At 70.2% G+C, this 16,105-nt stretch carries 10 protein-coding genes; 6 read left to right on the top strand and 4 right to left on the bottom strand.

The window, feature by feature from the left end:
- Nucleotides 1-88: 88 nt before the first annotated feature.
- From ACFWYS_RS12025 to ACFWYS_RS12015, 3 genes are all read right to left on the bottom strand, one after another.
- Nucleotides 89-1,999, bottom strand: coding sequence for a DUF2264 domain-containing protein (locus ACFWYS_RS12025; protein ID WP_384766156.1), 1,911 nt, complete (start codon nucleotides 1,997-1,999; stop codon nucleotides 89-91).
- Between the two features lie 94 nt (nucleotides 2,000-2,093).
- Nucleotides 2,094-2,276, bottom strand: a complete 183-nt coding sequence (locus ACFWYS_RS12020; RefSeq protein ID WP_384766154.1) for a hypothetical protein — start codon at nucleotides 2,274-2,276, stop codon at nucleotides 2,094-2,096.
- A gap of 80 nt (nucleotides 2,277-2,356) precedes the next feature.
- Nucleotides 2,357-4,186 (bottom strand): glycosyltransferase family 2 protein, encoded by a 1,830-nt coding sequence (locus ACFWYS_RS12015; protein ID WP_384766153.1) that lies wholly within the window; start codon nucleotides 4,184-4,186, stop codon nucleotides 2,357-2,359.
- 240 nt (nucleotides 4,187-4,426) lie between these two features.
- On the opposite strand from ACFWYS_RS12015, the gene ACFWYS_RS12010 reads away from it, so the two are divergent.
- The 5 genes from ACFWYS_RS12010 (at nucleotide 4,427) to ACFWYS_RS11990 (ending at nucleotide 12,167) form a co-directional block, all read left to right on the top strand.
- Nucleotides 4,427-5,770: a UDP-glucose dehydrogenase family protein gene (locus ACFWYS_RS12010; RefSeq protein ID WP_384766152.1), complete on the top strand. Its 1,344-nt coding sequence runs from the start codon at nucleotides 4,427-4,429 to the stop codon at nucleotides 5,768-5,770.
- On the top strand, nucleotides 5,767-6,729 hold the full coding sequence (locus tag ACFWYS_RS12005; protein WP_384766150.1) for a UDP-glucuronic acid decarboxylase family protein: 963 nt from the start codon (nucleotides 5,767-5,769) through the stop codon (nucleotides 6,727-6,729). Before ACFWYS_RS12010 ends, ACFWYS_RS12005 begins: the two co-directional genes overlap by 4 nt.
- A gap of 5 nt (nucleotides 6,730-6,734) precedes the next feature.
- Nucleotides 6,735-8,354: a right-handed parallel beta-helix repeat-containing protein gene (locus tag ACFWYS_RS12000; RefSeq protein ID WP_384766149.1), complete on the top strand. Its 1,620-nt coding sequence runs from the start codon at nucleotides 6,735-6,737 to the stop codon at nucleotides 8,352-8,354.
- A gap of 262 nt (nucleotides 8,355-8,616) precedes the next feature.
- Nucleotides 8,617-11,700: a M36 family metallopeptidase gene (locus ACFWYS_RS11995; RefSeq protein WP_384766147.1), complete on the top strand. Its 3,084-nt coding sequence runs from the start codon at nucleotides 8,617-8,619 to the stop codon at nucleotides 11,698-11,700.
- A 5-nt stretch (nucleotides 11,701-11,705) separates the two neighbouring features.
- Complete coding sequence (locus ACFWYS_RS11990) at nucleotides 11,706-12,167, top strand: hypothetical protein (RefSeq protein WP_384766145.1); 462 nt, start codon at nucleotides 11,706-11,708, stop codon at nucleotides 12,165-12,167.
- On the opposite strand, the gene ACFWYS_RS11985 is transcribed toward ACFWYS_RS11990, so the two are convergent.
- Nucleotides 12,148-12,417: an alpha-amylase gene (locus ACFWYS_RS11985; RefSeq protein ID WP_384766143.1), complete on the bottom strand. Its 270-nt coding sequence runs from the start codon at nucleotides 12,415-12,417 to the stop codon at nucleotides 12,148-12,150. The genes ACFWYS_RS11990 and ACFWYS_RS11985 overlap by 20 nt on opposite strands.
- A 269-nt stretch (nucleotides 12,418-12,686) precedes the next feature.
- On the opposite strand from ACFWYS_RS11985, the gene icmF reads away from it, so the two are divergent.
- Nucleotides 12,687-15,911 (top strand): fused isobutyryl-CoA mutase/GTPase IcmF, encoded by a 3,225-nt coding sequence (icmF, locus tag ACFWYS_RS11980; protein ID WP_384766141.1) that lies wholly within the window; start codon nucleotides 12,687-12,689, stop codon nucleotides 15,909-15,911.
- The last annotated feature ends 194 nt before the right edge of the window (nucleotides 15,912-16,105 follow it).

Genomic DNA, 16,105 nt, shown 5'->3' with positions numbered 1-16,105 from the left:
CCACCATCAAGCATCGCGTGGACGGGACGTGCGCGCCTGTCCCGGCGGTGTCCCACGGCACTGCTGAGGGCGCTTTCGTGCGGATCGCCTACGGTGCCGCCTGATCGGCGTTCCAAGAGCACGTCACTCCGGTTCCGGAGGTGAAGGCGACACGGGTGACGGCCCCGTCGTACCAGCGCAGACGGAGCGCCGAGTCCGCGACGGTCGCTTCGGTGACGGCCTCGGACGCGGGAACGGCGGGCGGCTCGGTGGTGAGCGTGGCGACGGCCGCGAAGATGTGTGTGCCGGTGGCGTCCGCGGTCAGGCGTGGCATCGACGCCCAGGGGGTGAACGCCGTGCCCTGGGGTGCGCGGACCGTGTCCCGGTCGGTCCAGCCCAGCAGTGGGTGGAGCTGGGAGTCGGGGCACCGGTCCGGGCCCGTCGCCCATCCGGTCTGTTCGGCCCGCGCGCCGTGCGGGCCTCCGCACACCCGGTGGACGCGCACTTCGTACGGGCCGCGTACGACCGTCACGCTCACCACCCGCAGCCCCGGGACCAGCGGCGGACCGGCGCGGAAGACCGGCTGGTGCCAGGACGCGGCCCAGCCCCACACCGTGTCGCCGCCGGCCCCCACCGGATGGATGCGGCGCCGCACGCTGCGCACGGAACCCAGGGTGATCGCGAGATGGTTGTCGGCCGGATTGCCACGGCCCGTCGGACCGGTGTGGGTGGAGTAGGCGTGGCGGGCGTAGAGCGGGTCCTCGGCGGCGGCCGACTCGCCCTCCTCGGGGCGGACGTGGTCGCTGCCGTGGTTGTGCAGGCGTACGACACCGTCGGCCGCCGTGCTGTGGATCAGCAGGCCGGTGGCGGGCAGGGCCAGGATCCGGTCGCGGTCCTCGCTTGGTGCCGGGGTCTCGGTCGCCGTCCACAGCGGGTGCTCGGCGTCGGCGAGCAGCGCCACGAACGCCTTGGAGGCCCAGTAGGGGGAGGCGGGGCCCGAGTACGGCTGCACGGTGGGCCGGTGCGGGCCGTGCCAGCCGAGGCTCAGCAGGCCGTACGAGTCGAGCGCGCCGCGGTCGAGGAAGTACCGGAGGCAGCCGCTGGCCAGGCGGCGTGACGTCCCCGGCGGCAGGGGAGTGTGGCCCGTCACGGCACCCAGGGCTATCGCGGAGGAGGCTGCGAAGCGGTAGGTCAGGGAGCGGCCGAAGTGGACCGGGGCGCCGTCGGCGGCGAAGAGCAGGGCGAGGCTCTCCAGGTGGGCGCGCAGCCGGGGGCCGTACACCGTGGTCAGCTCGGTGTCCTGGGTGAGGTGGGCCTGGAGCATCGGGTACAGGTGCAGGGCCCAGCCGTTGTAGTGGTCGAAGGCCAGGCCGTCGCCGTCCGTGTACCAGCCCCGGCCGCGGTACCAGCCCTCCAGCAGCTCCAGCGCCTGGTGGCGGGCGCGACGCGTCTCCTCGTCCCCGCGGCCGACCGCTTCCAGGAAGGAGGCGACCGTGAAGGGGAACAGGTACCAGTTGTTGGGCGAGGGCGTGTGGCGCAGCGCGTCGCGGAGCCAGTGCTCGGTGCGCTCCCGTACCGCCGGCTCCAGCCGGTCCCACAGCCAGGGCCGGGTCAGCTGCAGTCCGAGCGCCACGGAGGCGGACTCCACCATCGGCTGTCCCTGGATGTGGATGTCCCGGATGAGCGGCCAGGACTCGGCGTCGTCGCGGCCGGGGGTGCGGGTGCCCGCGGCCAGGCCGTCCGCGTACCGTCCCAGCCAGCCGTGCGGGTCCGCTCCGGCGGCTCCGGCGACCCGGAAGGCGGCGGCCAGGAAGGTCCGGGCGTATCCCTCCAGCCCGTCGGAGCGGACCCCGGACGACGAGGGGCGGCCGGGCAGGTCGAGCAGTGCGCCGTTCGGGGTGGCCCAGCGCCACGCGGCCGCCAGCAGACCGTCGGCCGCCGCCTCCCAGTGGGCTCGGGTGTAGCCGGTGCGCGGGCTGGTGGTGTGGTCGTCGGGCGGGAGATCCAGATCGGTCGTCATGCCGGAAAGGCCGCTCTCTCGGGACTACGGGGTCGGTTTCCTTCGGGCGGTGCGGGTGGGATTCCTTGAGCCTGAGTCCTTCGGTCGGAGTCTCTCAGCCGGCGTCCGTCAGTTGGCGTCCGTCAGGTGGAGTCCTTGAGGCGGAGTCCCTGATCACCAGCTCCGTCGGCAGGACCCGCAGCGCGGCGGTCGCCATGGCGTCCGAGGCCACGAACACCGCGTCCAGATCGGGGTGTTCGTCGAGGAGCCGCTCCATGGCACCGGCATCCCACAGCACACGGCCGAGCAATCCCTCCGACAGGCCCAGAAGACGCTCCGCGGGCCTGTCGAAGAACGTGACAATTCTCCTGCGCGGTCTCACCAGCCGAGAGCCGCAACGACGTAGGCGGGGAAGACGGAGATGGCCAGGCCGAGGGGGAGCAGTGGTGCCAGCGCCAGGAGCAGGGGCGTGCGGGCCGTGATCATGGCGGAGCGCAGGCGGGTTCCCGCCGCCTTGGCGGCCTCCATGACATGCAGGACGGATACGGCGATGCCGACCACCGCGTAGGCGCAGGCGCCCATGATGCAGAGGAAGACGTAGCCGACCGCCGGGCCGGTCATCTCGCCGACGAGGGCTGCTCCCGAAAGGATCGCCACGATCACTCCGTACGGCAGGACCAGCCGCTTCGGCAGCACCTCCGAACCGCTGCGGTCCTTGGGGGTCACCTTGAAGTAGATCGGCCGGCGGAACGTCTCCTGCACGATGGCTCCCAGCACGCCCCACGCCACCCACGGCCACCGGGCCAGCGTGAAGAGCCACAGCTCCCAGCTGACGACCGGTGCCGTATGCGGACGCAACAGACCTCGGCGTCGCAGCAACAGCAGCAGCAGAACCATGCAGGCGCCCATGGCGAAGAAATTGGCAAGGAAGGCAAGGTAGTTGACGCTGACCCATACACTGCCGGTCACGGCCGCCACCGCGGGCAGTACCAACCCGACGATCGCGGCGAGCGCCAGGAGCGGGTAGTAGATCAGCACGATCGCGAATCGGATACGCAGCCGCATGGGCAGCCGGTGCATGTGGCGCGGGATCATTCCGAACATCATCGCCACGAGACTGCGCGACCACTGGTATTCCTGCGTCACCATGTCCGCGAACGTCATGGGGCCGAGCCCGTGCGCCTCCGCGTCGATGGCGAACGCGCCCTGCCAGCCCGCGGAGTTGAAGAGGAAGGACGTGGTGAAGTCCTCGGCCAGATCGGGCCCCAGGCCGCCGATGTCGCGCAGGGCCCGGGTGCGCACTCCGTAGTGCGACCCGATGCAGACGGGGGCGAGGCGATTGGCGTGCCCGAGCTGGAAAGGCCCGTGGAAGGGGGCTTCCCGGTACAGGCGGCCGCGTGCAGCCCATGATGTGCGGGCGTTGGCGTCACAGATGCTCGGTGCCGCGACATAGCCGATGGCCTCGTCCGAGAAGGGTCGCACCACTTCCGTCAGATAGTTCGGGGACGGCTCGTGGTCGCAGTCGAGTTGGACGACGACGTCGTACAGCCAGTAGCCCCAGTGATCGTAGAAATAGGCGAGGTTGCCCTCTTTGCATTTGGTGCGGCGCGGCCAACTGCTCCGGTTGTACTCCGGCACCCCTTTCCGCGTCGAGATCCGGACTCCGTGGCTCGCGCACCACTCCTGGATCTCCGGGTACGGATCCTCGTCGCACAGCCATACGTCGTACGCGTAGGGGAATTCCTGTGCCTTCATCGCCTCCAGCGTGCGCCGTGCCATGGTCCAGGGCTCGGAAGGCGCGCGTGTCACCGCGATGGCCAGCCGCACTCTCGGAATCCGCAGTGACGGTCGCACACGGGGCAGCCGGGCCACGGCGAGGAGGAAATAGCACGCCTGGGTGGACAGGTAGAAGAGCAGCACACTCGTGATGATCATCCCCGCCCAGGACACCAGATGTGCCGGCTCCAGCCACCACTGCCAGAACCAGGCGAAGGCTCCCGCCCACAGGGCGGCGATGCCGGCCATGGTCGCTCGGTCGCGGCGGGAGAGGGTGGCCACGAAGGTGCTCCGGGCGGCCCGCAGGGATCGCGGCGGCCGGGCGAAGAGCGGTCCGTGCGGCGTGATCCGGCCGACGTTGCCGTCCGAGAGATCCCTGAGCTGGAGTTCGAGGTTCCGCCGTTCCTGCTCGTCGATCTTTAGGTTCTTCATCAGGTCCGTCCCAGCTTGTGCGCGGGAATACCGGCATTGCGATCGGTGAATTCCGGGGAATTCCACCGGCCGGTGGTGAACGCGCATTTGCGTCGTATGTTTACACCGTACACGCCTTTTGTCCGGGTGCAAGCCCTCCCCGCTTGACGTCGCGAAACGACAGGTGCAGAGTGGCTGTATACGACGTAAACATACACATAAGGATCTATGGATTCCGGCCGAGTACGAAGGAGCCACGCCATGCGACTGACCGTCATCGGAACCGGATATGTGGGCACGGTGCATGCCGCCTGTATGGCGGACATCGGCCACGAGGTGCTCGGCATCGACATCGACGCAGAGCGGATCGCTTCCCTGTCCGCGGGCCGTGCTCCCGTTCACGAACCCGGTCTGAGCGAACTGCTCACGCGGACCGTCCGCTCGGGGCGCCTGCGCTTCACCACCTCGCTGGCGCAGGGCGCCCGGTTCGCCAGGACCCACTTCGTCTGCGTGGGTACTCCGCAGCGTCCCGACGGCAAGGCGGCCGACCTGCGCCATGTCGACGCCGTCGTGGACGGTCTCGTACCGCATCTGCGTCCGGGGAGCCTGATCGTCGGCAAGTCGACGGTCCCCGTCGGCACCGCCGCCCGGCTCGGCCGGCGCGTCGCCGCGGCGGCGAGCGACTGCCAGGTCGCCTGGAACCCGGAGTTCCTGCGCGAGGGTTCGGCCGTCCACGACACCATGCACCCGGAGCGGATCGTCGTCGGCGTCACCTCCGAGCGCGCCGACGCGGTGCTGCGCCGGGTGTACGGGCCCATGCTGCGTGCCGGGGCGCCCTACTTCCGCACCGACCCGGCCACCGCGGAATTGGTGAAGGTCGCGTCGAACTCCTTCCTCGCCGCCAAGATCTCGTTCATCAATGCGATGTCCGAGGTCTGCGAGGCCGCCGGGGCGGACGTCACGCTGCTGGCCCGCGCCATCGGCGCCGACTCCCGCATCGGTCCGCGCTTCCTGGCACCGGGGCTCGGCTTCGGCGGCAGCTGCCTGCCGAAGGACATCCGCGCCTTCACGGCCCGCGCCGAGGAACTGGGCGCGAACGAGATCGCAGCCCTGCTGAACGAGGTCGACCGGATCAACACCCGCCAGCGGGTCCGCACCGTGGAGCTGGCACGCAAGCTGGTCGACGGAGACTTCAGCGGCCGTCGGATCGGTGTACTCGGCGCCTCCTTCAAGCCCGGCAGCGACGACGTACGCGACTCACCGGCGCTCGCCGTCGCGGAGGCGATGCAGGACGAGGGCGCCCAGGTCCGGGTCCACGACCCCGAGGCGCTGGACTCGGCACGCGCCGCCCGACCCGGCCTCGGCTATGCGCTCGATGTGCACAAGGCGTGCGAGGAAGCCGACCTCGTGCTGCATCTGACGGCCTGGCCCGACTACGGGCGCCTCGACCCCGCCGCCCTCGCCGCCGTGGTACGCCGCCCACTGCTGCTGGACGCGCGCAACGCCCTGGACGAGGAGTCCTGGCGAGCGGCGGGCTGGGACCTGCACGCACTGGGCCGTCCGCAGCGGGACGAGGCGGACCTCGCCATGGACGGTGTGTCATGAGGGTCGTGGTGACCGGCGGCAGCGGCTTCCTCGGATCCCATCTGTGCGAGGTGTTGCTGCGCCGCGGCGACACGGTCTGGTGCCTGGACAACCACTGCACCGGCGAACCCGTCAACGTGATCCACCTGCTCGGCCACGCCCGGTTCAACCTCGTGCGCGCCGACGTCACCCACGCCTTCACCGTGCCGGGCCGCGTGGACGCGGTCGCCCACCTCGCGAGCCCGGCCTCACCGCCCGACTACGACCGACTGCCGCTGGAAACCCTGACCGCGGGCAGCCACGGCACCAAGAACGCGCTGCTGCTGGCCCGCCGGCAGGGTGCCCGCTTCCTGCTGACCTCCACCAGTGAGGTCTACGGCGACCCACAGGTGCATCCGCAGCCCGAAGGCTACTGGGGCAACGTCAATCCGGTGGGGCCGCGCAGCGTCTACGACGAAGCCAAGCGCTATGCCGAGGCCCTCACCGTCGCGCACCGCCGCACACTCGGCGTCGACACGGGCATCGTACGGATCTTCAACACCTACGGTCCCCGGATGCGCCCGCACGACGGACGTGTCGTCTCCACCTTCGTCCGCCAGGCGCTGGCCGGCTCCCCGCTCACCATCTACGGCGACGGCAGCCAGACCCGCAGCTTCTGCTACGTGGACGACCTGGTCCGCGGCCTGATCGCCATGCTCGACAGCCATCACGCCGGGCCGGTCAACCTGGGCAACCCCACCGAGTTCACCGTCCGCGAACTGGCCGCGCTGGTGCTGGCGGTCACCGGCTCCGCCTCCCGTCTCGACCACCGACGACTGCCCGTCGACGACCCCGCACGCCGCTGCCCGGACATCTCCCGTGCCCATGAACTCCTCCGGTGGGCGCCCGAGATCGAACTGGAGGAAGGGCTGCGCCGTACCGTCGACTGGTTCCTCAAGGTCCTCGGCGGGGGACGGCTCAGGCAGCCGTTGGCGAGCTGATCCCCATGTGGCGCGCCCGCACCCTCACGTCCGCGACCGCGGTCGCCCTGGTCCTGGTCGCCGGCTGCACCGCGGTACCCCACTACGGGTCCCCGTCGGCCAGGACGTACTACGTCAGTGCCCAGGGCGACGACTCCGCACAGGGGACCTCGAAGGACGATGCCTGGCGGTCCCTGGCCCGCGCCGAACGGGCGCAACTGCGTCCGGGTGACCGGCTCCTGCTCGCGGGCGGGGACCGCTTCACCGGCACGATCACGGTCAGCGGCGATGAGGCCGGGAGCGCCGAACAGCCGGTGGTCCTCGGCTCCTACGGCAGCGGCCGTGCGACGATCGTCGCCACCGACTCCGCAGGCATCTCCGTGCACAACACGGCAGGCGTCGAGATCAGCGACCTCGTCCTGCGCGGCCGCGGCACGGCGCGCTCCGACCAGGCGGGCGTCAACCTCTACCACGACAGCTCCGGCGACGGGCGGCTGCGCCACGTGACCGTCTCCGACATCGACGCCTCCGGCTTCCAGGTCGGCATCGGGGTCGGCTCCACCCACGCGGGCACCGGCTTCGCCGACGTGACGGTCCGCCGTGCGGAACTGCACGGAAACCAGGACGCGGGACTGCTCACCTACGGGCCGGACTTCGTCCCCGCCCGCCCCGCCTACGCGCACGAGAACATCGACATCCAGGACGTCCAGGCGTACGACAACGCCGGCGACCCCGACGCCGTCTACCGCCCCACCGGCAGCGGCATCGTCCTCGGCGGCGTGCGCGACGCCACCGTGCGCGACTCCAGCGCGCACGACAACGGCAGCCGCGCCCCGGCCAACGCCTACTACGGGCCCGCGGGCATCTGGGCGTGGGACTCCAGAGGCGTGCTGATCGAGCACAGCCTCGCCTACCGCAACCACACCGGCACGAGAACGGACGGCGCCGGATTCGGCCTCGACACGAGCGTGTTCGACTCGACCGTCCAGTACAACCTGTCGTTCGAGAACGACGGCGGCGGCTACTACGTCTTCTCCCGCTGGCAGCACCCGCACCGCGACAACGTGATCCGCTACAACATCAGCAGCGACGACGGCCGCAAACTGCCGCACAACGGCGCCCTGACGGTGAACGGATCGCATATCGGGAATCTGCAGATCTACCAGAACACCGTGGTGATGGGGCGCTCGTCCGCGGGCGACGGCACCGTCGTACGACTGCGCCCGTACAACAGCGGCGTGACGATCCGCAACAACCTCTTCGTCTCCGACGGGTACCCGTTCGTCGTGGCGGACGAGGACCTCTCCACGAGCCAGGTCCTCTTCCAGGGCAACCAGTTCCACGCCGCGACGGGCCAATGGACGGCACGTTGGGGCGACCGCCTGTACTACGACCTCACGACCTGGCGCAACGCCACCGGCCAGGAACGCCTGGACAACCGCCCCACGGGCACGACCGCCTCCCCCTGCTTCGACGCAGGCCGCCTCCCCGCCGTCGCCTCCCCCTCCGACGCCCGCCGCCTGATCCCCGACTGCCCCCACGCCGGCCTCGACCTGCAGACCCACTTCGGCACCCCCAAGACCACCGACGACTACTTCGGGCGCCCGGTCACCACACCGCCGAACACGGGGGCGGCACAGCCGTGACGACCGCCTACCCGGCGCCGTCGCACGCGCTCTTCCGCTGACTTGTCATGCGCACGTACCGTGTCCCCCGTCCGCATCCAGGATGCCAACGGACGGGGGAGAGGGAATGCCGGCCACACGCTTATCCAGGCGCGCAAGATCCCTGCTGATAGGGGCGGTTCTGCTCGCACTGCCGGCGGTCACGGTCACACCGTCGGCCGCGACCGGCACCGCCGGCGAGCAATCCGGGGCCCGGAAGAGGCCGTCGCAGGAACAGCGGGACATGCCGTACCCGAACATCGACGTACGCGGCGACAAGCGCGTCGCGCCCACGGCCGGGCAGTTACGGGCCGCGCAGGAGCTCGACGGGACGGCGGTCCGCTGGAGTCGGTTCGGTACGCCGAAGCGGCTCACCCCGCAGGGGCGCAACGCCCTCACCGGCAGCAGCAACGCCGACCCACGCACTCTCGCGCTGGATCACATACGCGACAACGCCGCCCTCTACGGCCTCTCCGCCGCGGAGCTGGACGCCCTCACCGTCGTCAAGTCGTACCGCACCGAACACAACGGCGTACGGCATGTCTTCATCGGTCAGAGCGACCGGGGCGTTCCCGTCCACGGCTCACGTCTCTCGATCGCCGTCGACAAGGCCGGCCGTATCCTCACCGTCGCCGGCACCCTCGTCCCGGACGCCAGGGCCACCGGCACGGTCGCCCTCGACAAGGGCGACGCGCTGGACCGGGCCGCGGCATCCGTCGGCACCGACACCCCGCCCGGCACCGCCACGGCCACGAGGGTCACCTTCCCGCTCGCCGACGGCACCGCCCGCCCGGCCTGGCGGACCACGCTCACCGCCGACAACAACCATCTGTACGACACCGTCGTCGACGCCGGGAACGGCACGGTCCTGCTGCGCACCGACCGCACCAGCAACGAGGGCCCCGAGGGCCGGGTCTTCACCGCCCAGAATCCCACCCTCGGCAGCGCGACGACCGTCCCCTTCACCGGCCTCGGCCGGTCCTGGGTCGGCGGCCGGGTCACCACCGGCAACAACGCCGAGGTCTCCCAGGACCCCGACGGCAACGAGACGCTCGGGTACCAGCCGCAGACCCCGGCCGCCGGAGATCCGGCGTACCAGCATTTCAACTACACGTTCACGGACGCCTTCCGCACCAGCGGCGGCACCGACCTCACCACGGACCGGGACGCGGTCGTCACCCAGGCCTTCTACTACACCAACCGTATGCACGACCACCTCTACGGACTCGGCTTCGACGAGGCGTCGGGCAACTTCCAGGAGGACAACCTCGGCAACGGGGGCGCAGGCGGCGACCGTGTCGACGTCTACGTCGACTTCGACGCCAGTGGGGACTCGGCCTGCAACGCCAACTTCAGCACCCCCGACGACGGCCAGAACGGCACCATGCGCCTCTTCGTCGGCCGCACCTCCTGCAACAACCACAACACCCACCGGGCCATGAACGGCGACACCATCGCCCACGAGTACAGCCACGGCCTGTCCAACCGCCTCGTCGGCGGCGGCGACATGGGCGACGGCGAGCAGACCGGCGCGCTCGGCGAGGGCTGGAGCGACGCGGTGGCCACCTCGCTGTGGAACGACCCGGTGTACGGCGAGTACAACAACGGCTCGGCCACCGGCGTACGCCGTGTCGCCTACAACGACAGCGACCTCACCTACGGCGACCTCTGCGACGGCGGCACCTGCGAGGTGCACGACGACGGCGAGATCTGGGCCACCGTCATGTGGGACATGCGCACCGCGCTGGTCGGCGCCTACGGCGCTGCCACCGGAAAGCAGCGGCACGAGCAGCTGATGGTCGACGGCATGAAGCTGACGCCGTCCTCGCCCGACTTCCTTGACGCCCGCGACGGCATCCTCGCCGCCGACCGAGCCGACCACGCCGGCGCCAACCAGTGCCTGCTGTGGGGCGTGTTCGCCCGCCGCGGCATGGGCGCCAGCGCCACCTCACCGAGCCAGAACCAGGCCAACCCGGCGACCGACTACCCGGCGAGCTGCCGGCCCACCGCCGACGCGGGCGGCCCGTACTCCACCAAGGAGGGCACCGACGTACGGCTCGACGCGAGCGGCTCCACCGTCCCCGGTGGCGGCGGCAGCTACAGCTGGGACTTCGACGGCGACGGCGCCTACGACGACGCGACCGGCGTCAGCCCGCTCTTCGACCGGGTCGGCCAGGACGGCACGTACACCGTCGGCCTGCGCGTCGGCAACGCCGCCGGCGCCGACACCGACACGGCGACCGTGACCGTCGCCAACGTGGCGCCCGCGGTGACCTTCACCGTCCAGGGCCCGCGTGAGGAGGGCGGCAAGCTCACCGTCTCCGGCACGGTCACCGACCCGGGCTGGCTCGACCCGCTCACCGCCACCATCGACCCCGGCGACGGCAAGCCCGTCCCCCTGCCCGGACAACTGGAGAACAACCGTCCCGACGCCACCCTCACCTTCAGCCGCGAGCTCGTCTTCGGCGACAACGGCACCTTCACCGTGAAGGTATGCGGCAGCGACGACGACACCACCACCTGCCGCGACGCCGAGATCACGGTCGCCAACGTCGACCCGACCGCCGCCCTCGACAAGAGCGGCGCCGTGCAGCTCGCGGGCGGGCGGACACTCGTCGTCCACGCGGGCGAGGAGAAGCGGTACACCGCCCGGGTCACCGACCCCGGCAGCGACGACGAGACCATGAGCTGGGCGTGGGGCGACGGAACACCCGCCACCACGACCACCTCGCTCGTCAACCCGCCCGACCCCGACCCCGCCCGCAGCCCCAGCGTCCAGCCGCGCGACCTGACGGACGCCCAGGCCCACACGTACGCCAAGCCGTGCCTGTACGACCTGTCCTTCACGGCACGCGACGACGACGGCGGTACGGGGACCGACGGGGTACCCGTCATCGTCCAGGGCAACGCGCCGCTGTCGCTGCTCGCCGACGTCTGGTACGTCAAATACCTGACCGGAGACCTCACCGGGCTCGGCAAGAAGACGCTGGACTGCTATCTGAAGATCGTCCAGCACGCGAGCGCGGTGTTCTCCGAGAAGGTCGACGTGTCCACCCAGGGCAAGGCCGCGGACGTCCTCTTCCTCAACCTGCTCCTGGATCCGAAGCGTTCCCTGGACCGCCAACTGCTCGCCGCCTGGCTCAACTTCGCAGGCGGAGCCTTCGAGCCGAACGAGCTCGTCGACACCGACAGCGACCTGAAGCCGGACACCCCGTTCCTGGAGGCCGTCCAGAACGCCGAGAAGGTACGCCTCGACCCCAACGCCACCACTGATCAGCTCAAGGCCCAGGCGGCCATCCTCACCTGCATCAACATTCCACTCGTATGACACGGATGACGCTTCTGCCGCGCGCCGCCGTCGCCCTGCTCCTCGGGGTGGCGGCGGCCGCGTGCACCGACGACCCGCAACCGCGGAGCCCGGCTCCGCCCACGCGTTCCGTCACCCCCACCGTCACATCCCCGGCGAAAACTCCCACCCCCACCCCGACTTCCACTCCCGCGACCCCGACCGCCACCCCCGTGCCGCCCGCCCCGGACGTCCTCACCCAGGACGACACGGGCCGCACTGTCACCCTCTCCGTCGGCGAGACCACCCAGCTGCGGTTCTCCGGCCGTTGGCGGGAGGTCACCCCCACGGTCGACGGCACGGCGATCGTCCTAGTGCCGGTCGACTACGAGACCGATCCGGGTTTCAGGGCCTGGGACGTCCGTGCCGCTGAGCCGGGCAAGGCGGTGCTGCACACGGCCGGGCCGCCGGGTCCGCGGCCCGTGCGGATCACGTTCCGGGTTCGGTGAGACACAGAACGGCGCCCAGCACCTCATTGCCCTGGGTTCCCCGCCCTGGGAAGGTGATCCGGGTGCCGCGAGCCGCCGTCCGGCAGGGGACCTCGGTTCCGTCCAGGTAGACGACCGTCAGGGTGTAGTCGCTGGAGCAGTCGTTGCTGACGTAGGTGTAACGCCAGTCCACGGCCAGATGCACACAGTCGGGAGCCTGGGGTGGTGCGGCATACGCCGCCGTGCCGGTCGTCGCTGCGAACAGAACCACCGCAAGAGCGGTGAGAGTTGAACGCAATAACCGCGCCATCGCACTGCTTCCCTTCACTTCATGAACACGTGGCCTCCACTCTAGGAGGCGCCGAGGGGAGCATGAAAGTCGTTGCGGAAAATTTCGCAAGATCTTTCATGGGTGACTGCTCGATACTAGGACGTCCTACTAATTGTGGTTCTCCTCACATGACCCTCTCCGAAATTACTAGGACGTCCTACTATTTTCTCATCAGCGTTCCCCGCCGCACCCTCGGGAAGGCCCCCGCCATGAGCGACCTGCACCGCCCCGCGCACCCCGTCTGCCTGGTCACCGCCTCGGCCCTGTTCGACGGGCATGACGCGTCGATCAACATCATGCGGCGGATCTTCCAGTCCCAGGGCGCCGAGGTGATCCATCTCGGGCACAACCGTTCCGTGCGCGAGGTCGTGGACGCGGCGCTGGAGGAGGACGCACACGGCGTGGCGGTCTCGTCGTACCAGGGCGGGCATGTCGAGTACTTCGAGTACCTGGTGGAGTCGCTGCGCGCGCAGGGCGCGGAGCATGTGCGCGTGGTGGGCGGCGGGGGCGGTGTCATCGTGCCGGAGGAGATCGCCCGGCTGCGCGCGAGCGGGGTGACCATCTTCTCGCCCGAGGACGGGCAGCGGATGGGCCTGGCCGGGATGGTCAACTCGGTCGTCAAGGACTGCGACTTCGACCTGTGGGACGGCAAACCGTCCGACGTCGACGCGGTGCTCGCCGGTGACCGGTTCGCGATCGCCCGGGCCGTCACCGGCGCCGAACTGGGCAAGCTGCCCCTGGAGTTCCTGGCGCGGCTGCGGGAGTCCACGCGGGTGGTGCCCGTGCTCGGCATCACCGGCACCGGCGGTTCCGGGAAGTCGTCCCTCACGGACGAGCTGGTGCGCCGATTCCGTGTCGACCAGCAGGACAAGCTGCGAATCGCGGTCATCGCCGTCGACCCGACCCGGCGCCGCGGCGGTGGCGCGCTGCTCGGCGACCGGATCCGGATGAACTCCCTGGACGGCAACCGGGTGTTCTTCCGGAGCCTGGCCACCCGCGGCAGCCGTGAGCTGCCCGAGCACCTGTCCGACGTGATCGATGTCGTCAAGGCCGCCGGGTTCGACCTGGTGATCGTGGAGACGCCGGGTATCGGCCAGGGCGACGCGGCGATCGTGCCGTTCGTCGACACCTCGCTGTATGTGATGACGCCGGAGTTCGGCGCCGCCTCGCAGCTGGAGAAGATCGACATGCTCGACTTCGCCGACGTGGTGGCGATCAACAAGTTCGAGCGGCGGGGCGCCAAGGACGCGCTGCGTGATGTGGGCCGCCAACTGGTGCGCAACCGCGAGGCGTTCGGTCAGCGGCCGGAGGACATGCCGGTGTACGGCACCTCGGCGGCCACCTTCAACGACGACGGCGTCACCGCACTCCACCAGCACCTCAAGCCCCTCCTGGCGGAGAAGGGCCTGCCGCTCGTCGAGGGCGCGCTCGCCCCGGTCGGCGTACGGCACTCCTCAGGCATCCGGCAGGTGGTCCCCGCCGACCGGGTCCGCTACCTCGCCGAGATCAGCGACACGGTCCGCGCCTATCACGCCGGAACCGTGCGACTGGCCGAGGCGGCACGGCGCGTGCAGCGCCTCGCGGCCGTCGAGGGGGAGCTCCTCGACGCCGGATCCGACGCCGGCAACGTACGGTCGCTGCTGACGGAGGCGCGGCGGCAGCTGCCGTACGAGATCACGGAGCAGATCGAGAAGTGGCCCGCGATCGTCGCGTCCTATTCCGGTGACGAGCAGGTCGTGAAGGTGCGGGACAAGGAGATCCGCACCAAGCTCACCCGGGAATCCCTGTCCGGGAACAAGATCCCGCGGGTCGCCCTGCCGCGTTTCGCCGACCACGGTGAGCTGGTGCGGTTCTGGCGCGCGGAGAACCTGCCCGGCCACTTCCCCTTCACGGCCGGGGTGTTCCCGTTCAAGCGCGACGGGGAGGACCCGGCCCGGATGTTCGCGGGCGAAGGGGACCCGTTCCGCACCAACCGGCGCTTCAAGCTGCTCTCCGAGGGCCAGCCCGCCACCCGCCTGTCCACCGCCTTCGACTCCGTCACCCTCTACGGCCGTGACCCGGACGAACGCCCCGACATCTACGGCAAGGTCGGCACCTCCGGCGTCTCGGTGGCCACCCTTGAGGACATGAAGGCGCTCTACGACGGCTTCGACCTCGTCGCGCCCACCACCTCGGTCTCCATGACGATCAACGGGCCCGCGCCGACCATCCTGGCCTTCTTCCTCAACACCGCGATGGACCAGCAGATCGACCGCTTCCGGGCCACCGAGGGCCGCGACCCGTCACCCGAGGAGGCGGCCGACCTGCGCGCCCACGCGCTGGCGACCGTACGCGGCACGGTGCAGGCCGACATCCTCAAGGAGGACCAGGGGCAGAACACCTGCCTGTTCTCCACCGAGTTCTCGCTGCGGATGATGGCCGACATCCAGGAGTGGTTCATCGCGCACAAGGTCCGCAACTTCTACTCGGTGTCCATCTCCGGCTACCACATCGCCGAAGCCGGCGCGAACCCCATCAGCCAGCTCGCCTTCACCCTGGCCAACGGCTTCACCTACGTCGAGGCCTACCTGGCCCGCGGCATGCACATCGACGACTTCGCACCCAACCTGTCGTTCTTCTTCTCCAACGGCATGGACCCCGAGTACTCGGTCCTCGGCCGGGTCGCCCGCCGTATCTGGGCGGTCGCGATGAAGGAGAAGTACGGCGCGGGCGAGCGCAGCCAGAAGCTGAAGTACCACGTCCAGACCTCCGGACGCTCCCTGCACGCCCAGGAGATGGACTTCAACGACATCCGCACCACCCTGCAGGCGCTCATCGCGATCTACGACAACTGCAACAGCCTGCACACCAACGCCTACGACGAGGCGGTGACCACCCCCACCGAGGAGTCCGTGCGCCGGGCCCTGGCCATCCAGCTGATCATCAACCGGGAGTGGGGCCTGGCGATGAACGAGAACCCCCTCCAGGGCTCGTTCATCATCGACGAACTCACCGACCTGGTGGAGGAGGCCGTCCTTCAGGAGTTCGAGCGGATCAGCGAGCGCGGCGGGGTCCTCGGCGCCATGGAGACCGGCTACCAGCGCGGCCGTATCCAGGACGAGTCGATGCTCTACGAGCAGCGCAAGCACGACGGCACCCTGCCCCTCATCGGCGTCAACACCTTCCGCAACCCGCACGCCGACACCGCCGAACCCGGCGCGATCGAACTGGCCCGCGCCACCGAGCAGGAGAAGCGCTCCCAACTGGACCGCGTCCAGGACTTCCAGGCCCGCCACCAGGAACTGGCGCACGCCGCCCTGGCCGCCCTCAAGGACGCGGCGGTGGGCGGCGACAACGTCTTCGCCGTACTCGTGGACGCCGCCCGCGTCTGCTCACTGCAGCAGATCACCGACGCGTTCTTCGAGGTCGGGGGTCAGTACCGCCGCAACGTCTGAGTCCGGCCGGCGTCGACGGAGGCGAGGTACCCAGGCGAACACCGGGGCACGGTCGCGCCACAAGGTGGACTCGGTCCAGTCTGCCGCCGGCCTGAGGAACGAGTGGTTGGCAGGCGCGTCGAGGCAATCCGCACAGGCAGGTCCGGCTGTCGTTCCTCGGCAGAGCGGCGCGACCACGGCAGAACCGGGCGGCG

Source organism: Streptomyces sp. NPDC059010 (assembly GCF_042740355.1).
Classification (GTDB): domain Bacteria; phylum Actinomycetota; class Actinomycetes; order Streptomycetales; family Streptomycetaceae; genus Streptomyces.
This window is presented reverse-complemented; position numbering and strand designations above follow the sequence as displayed.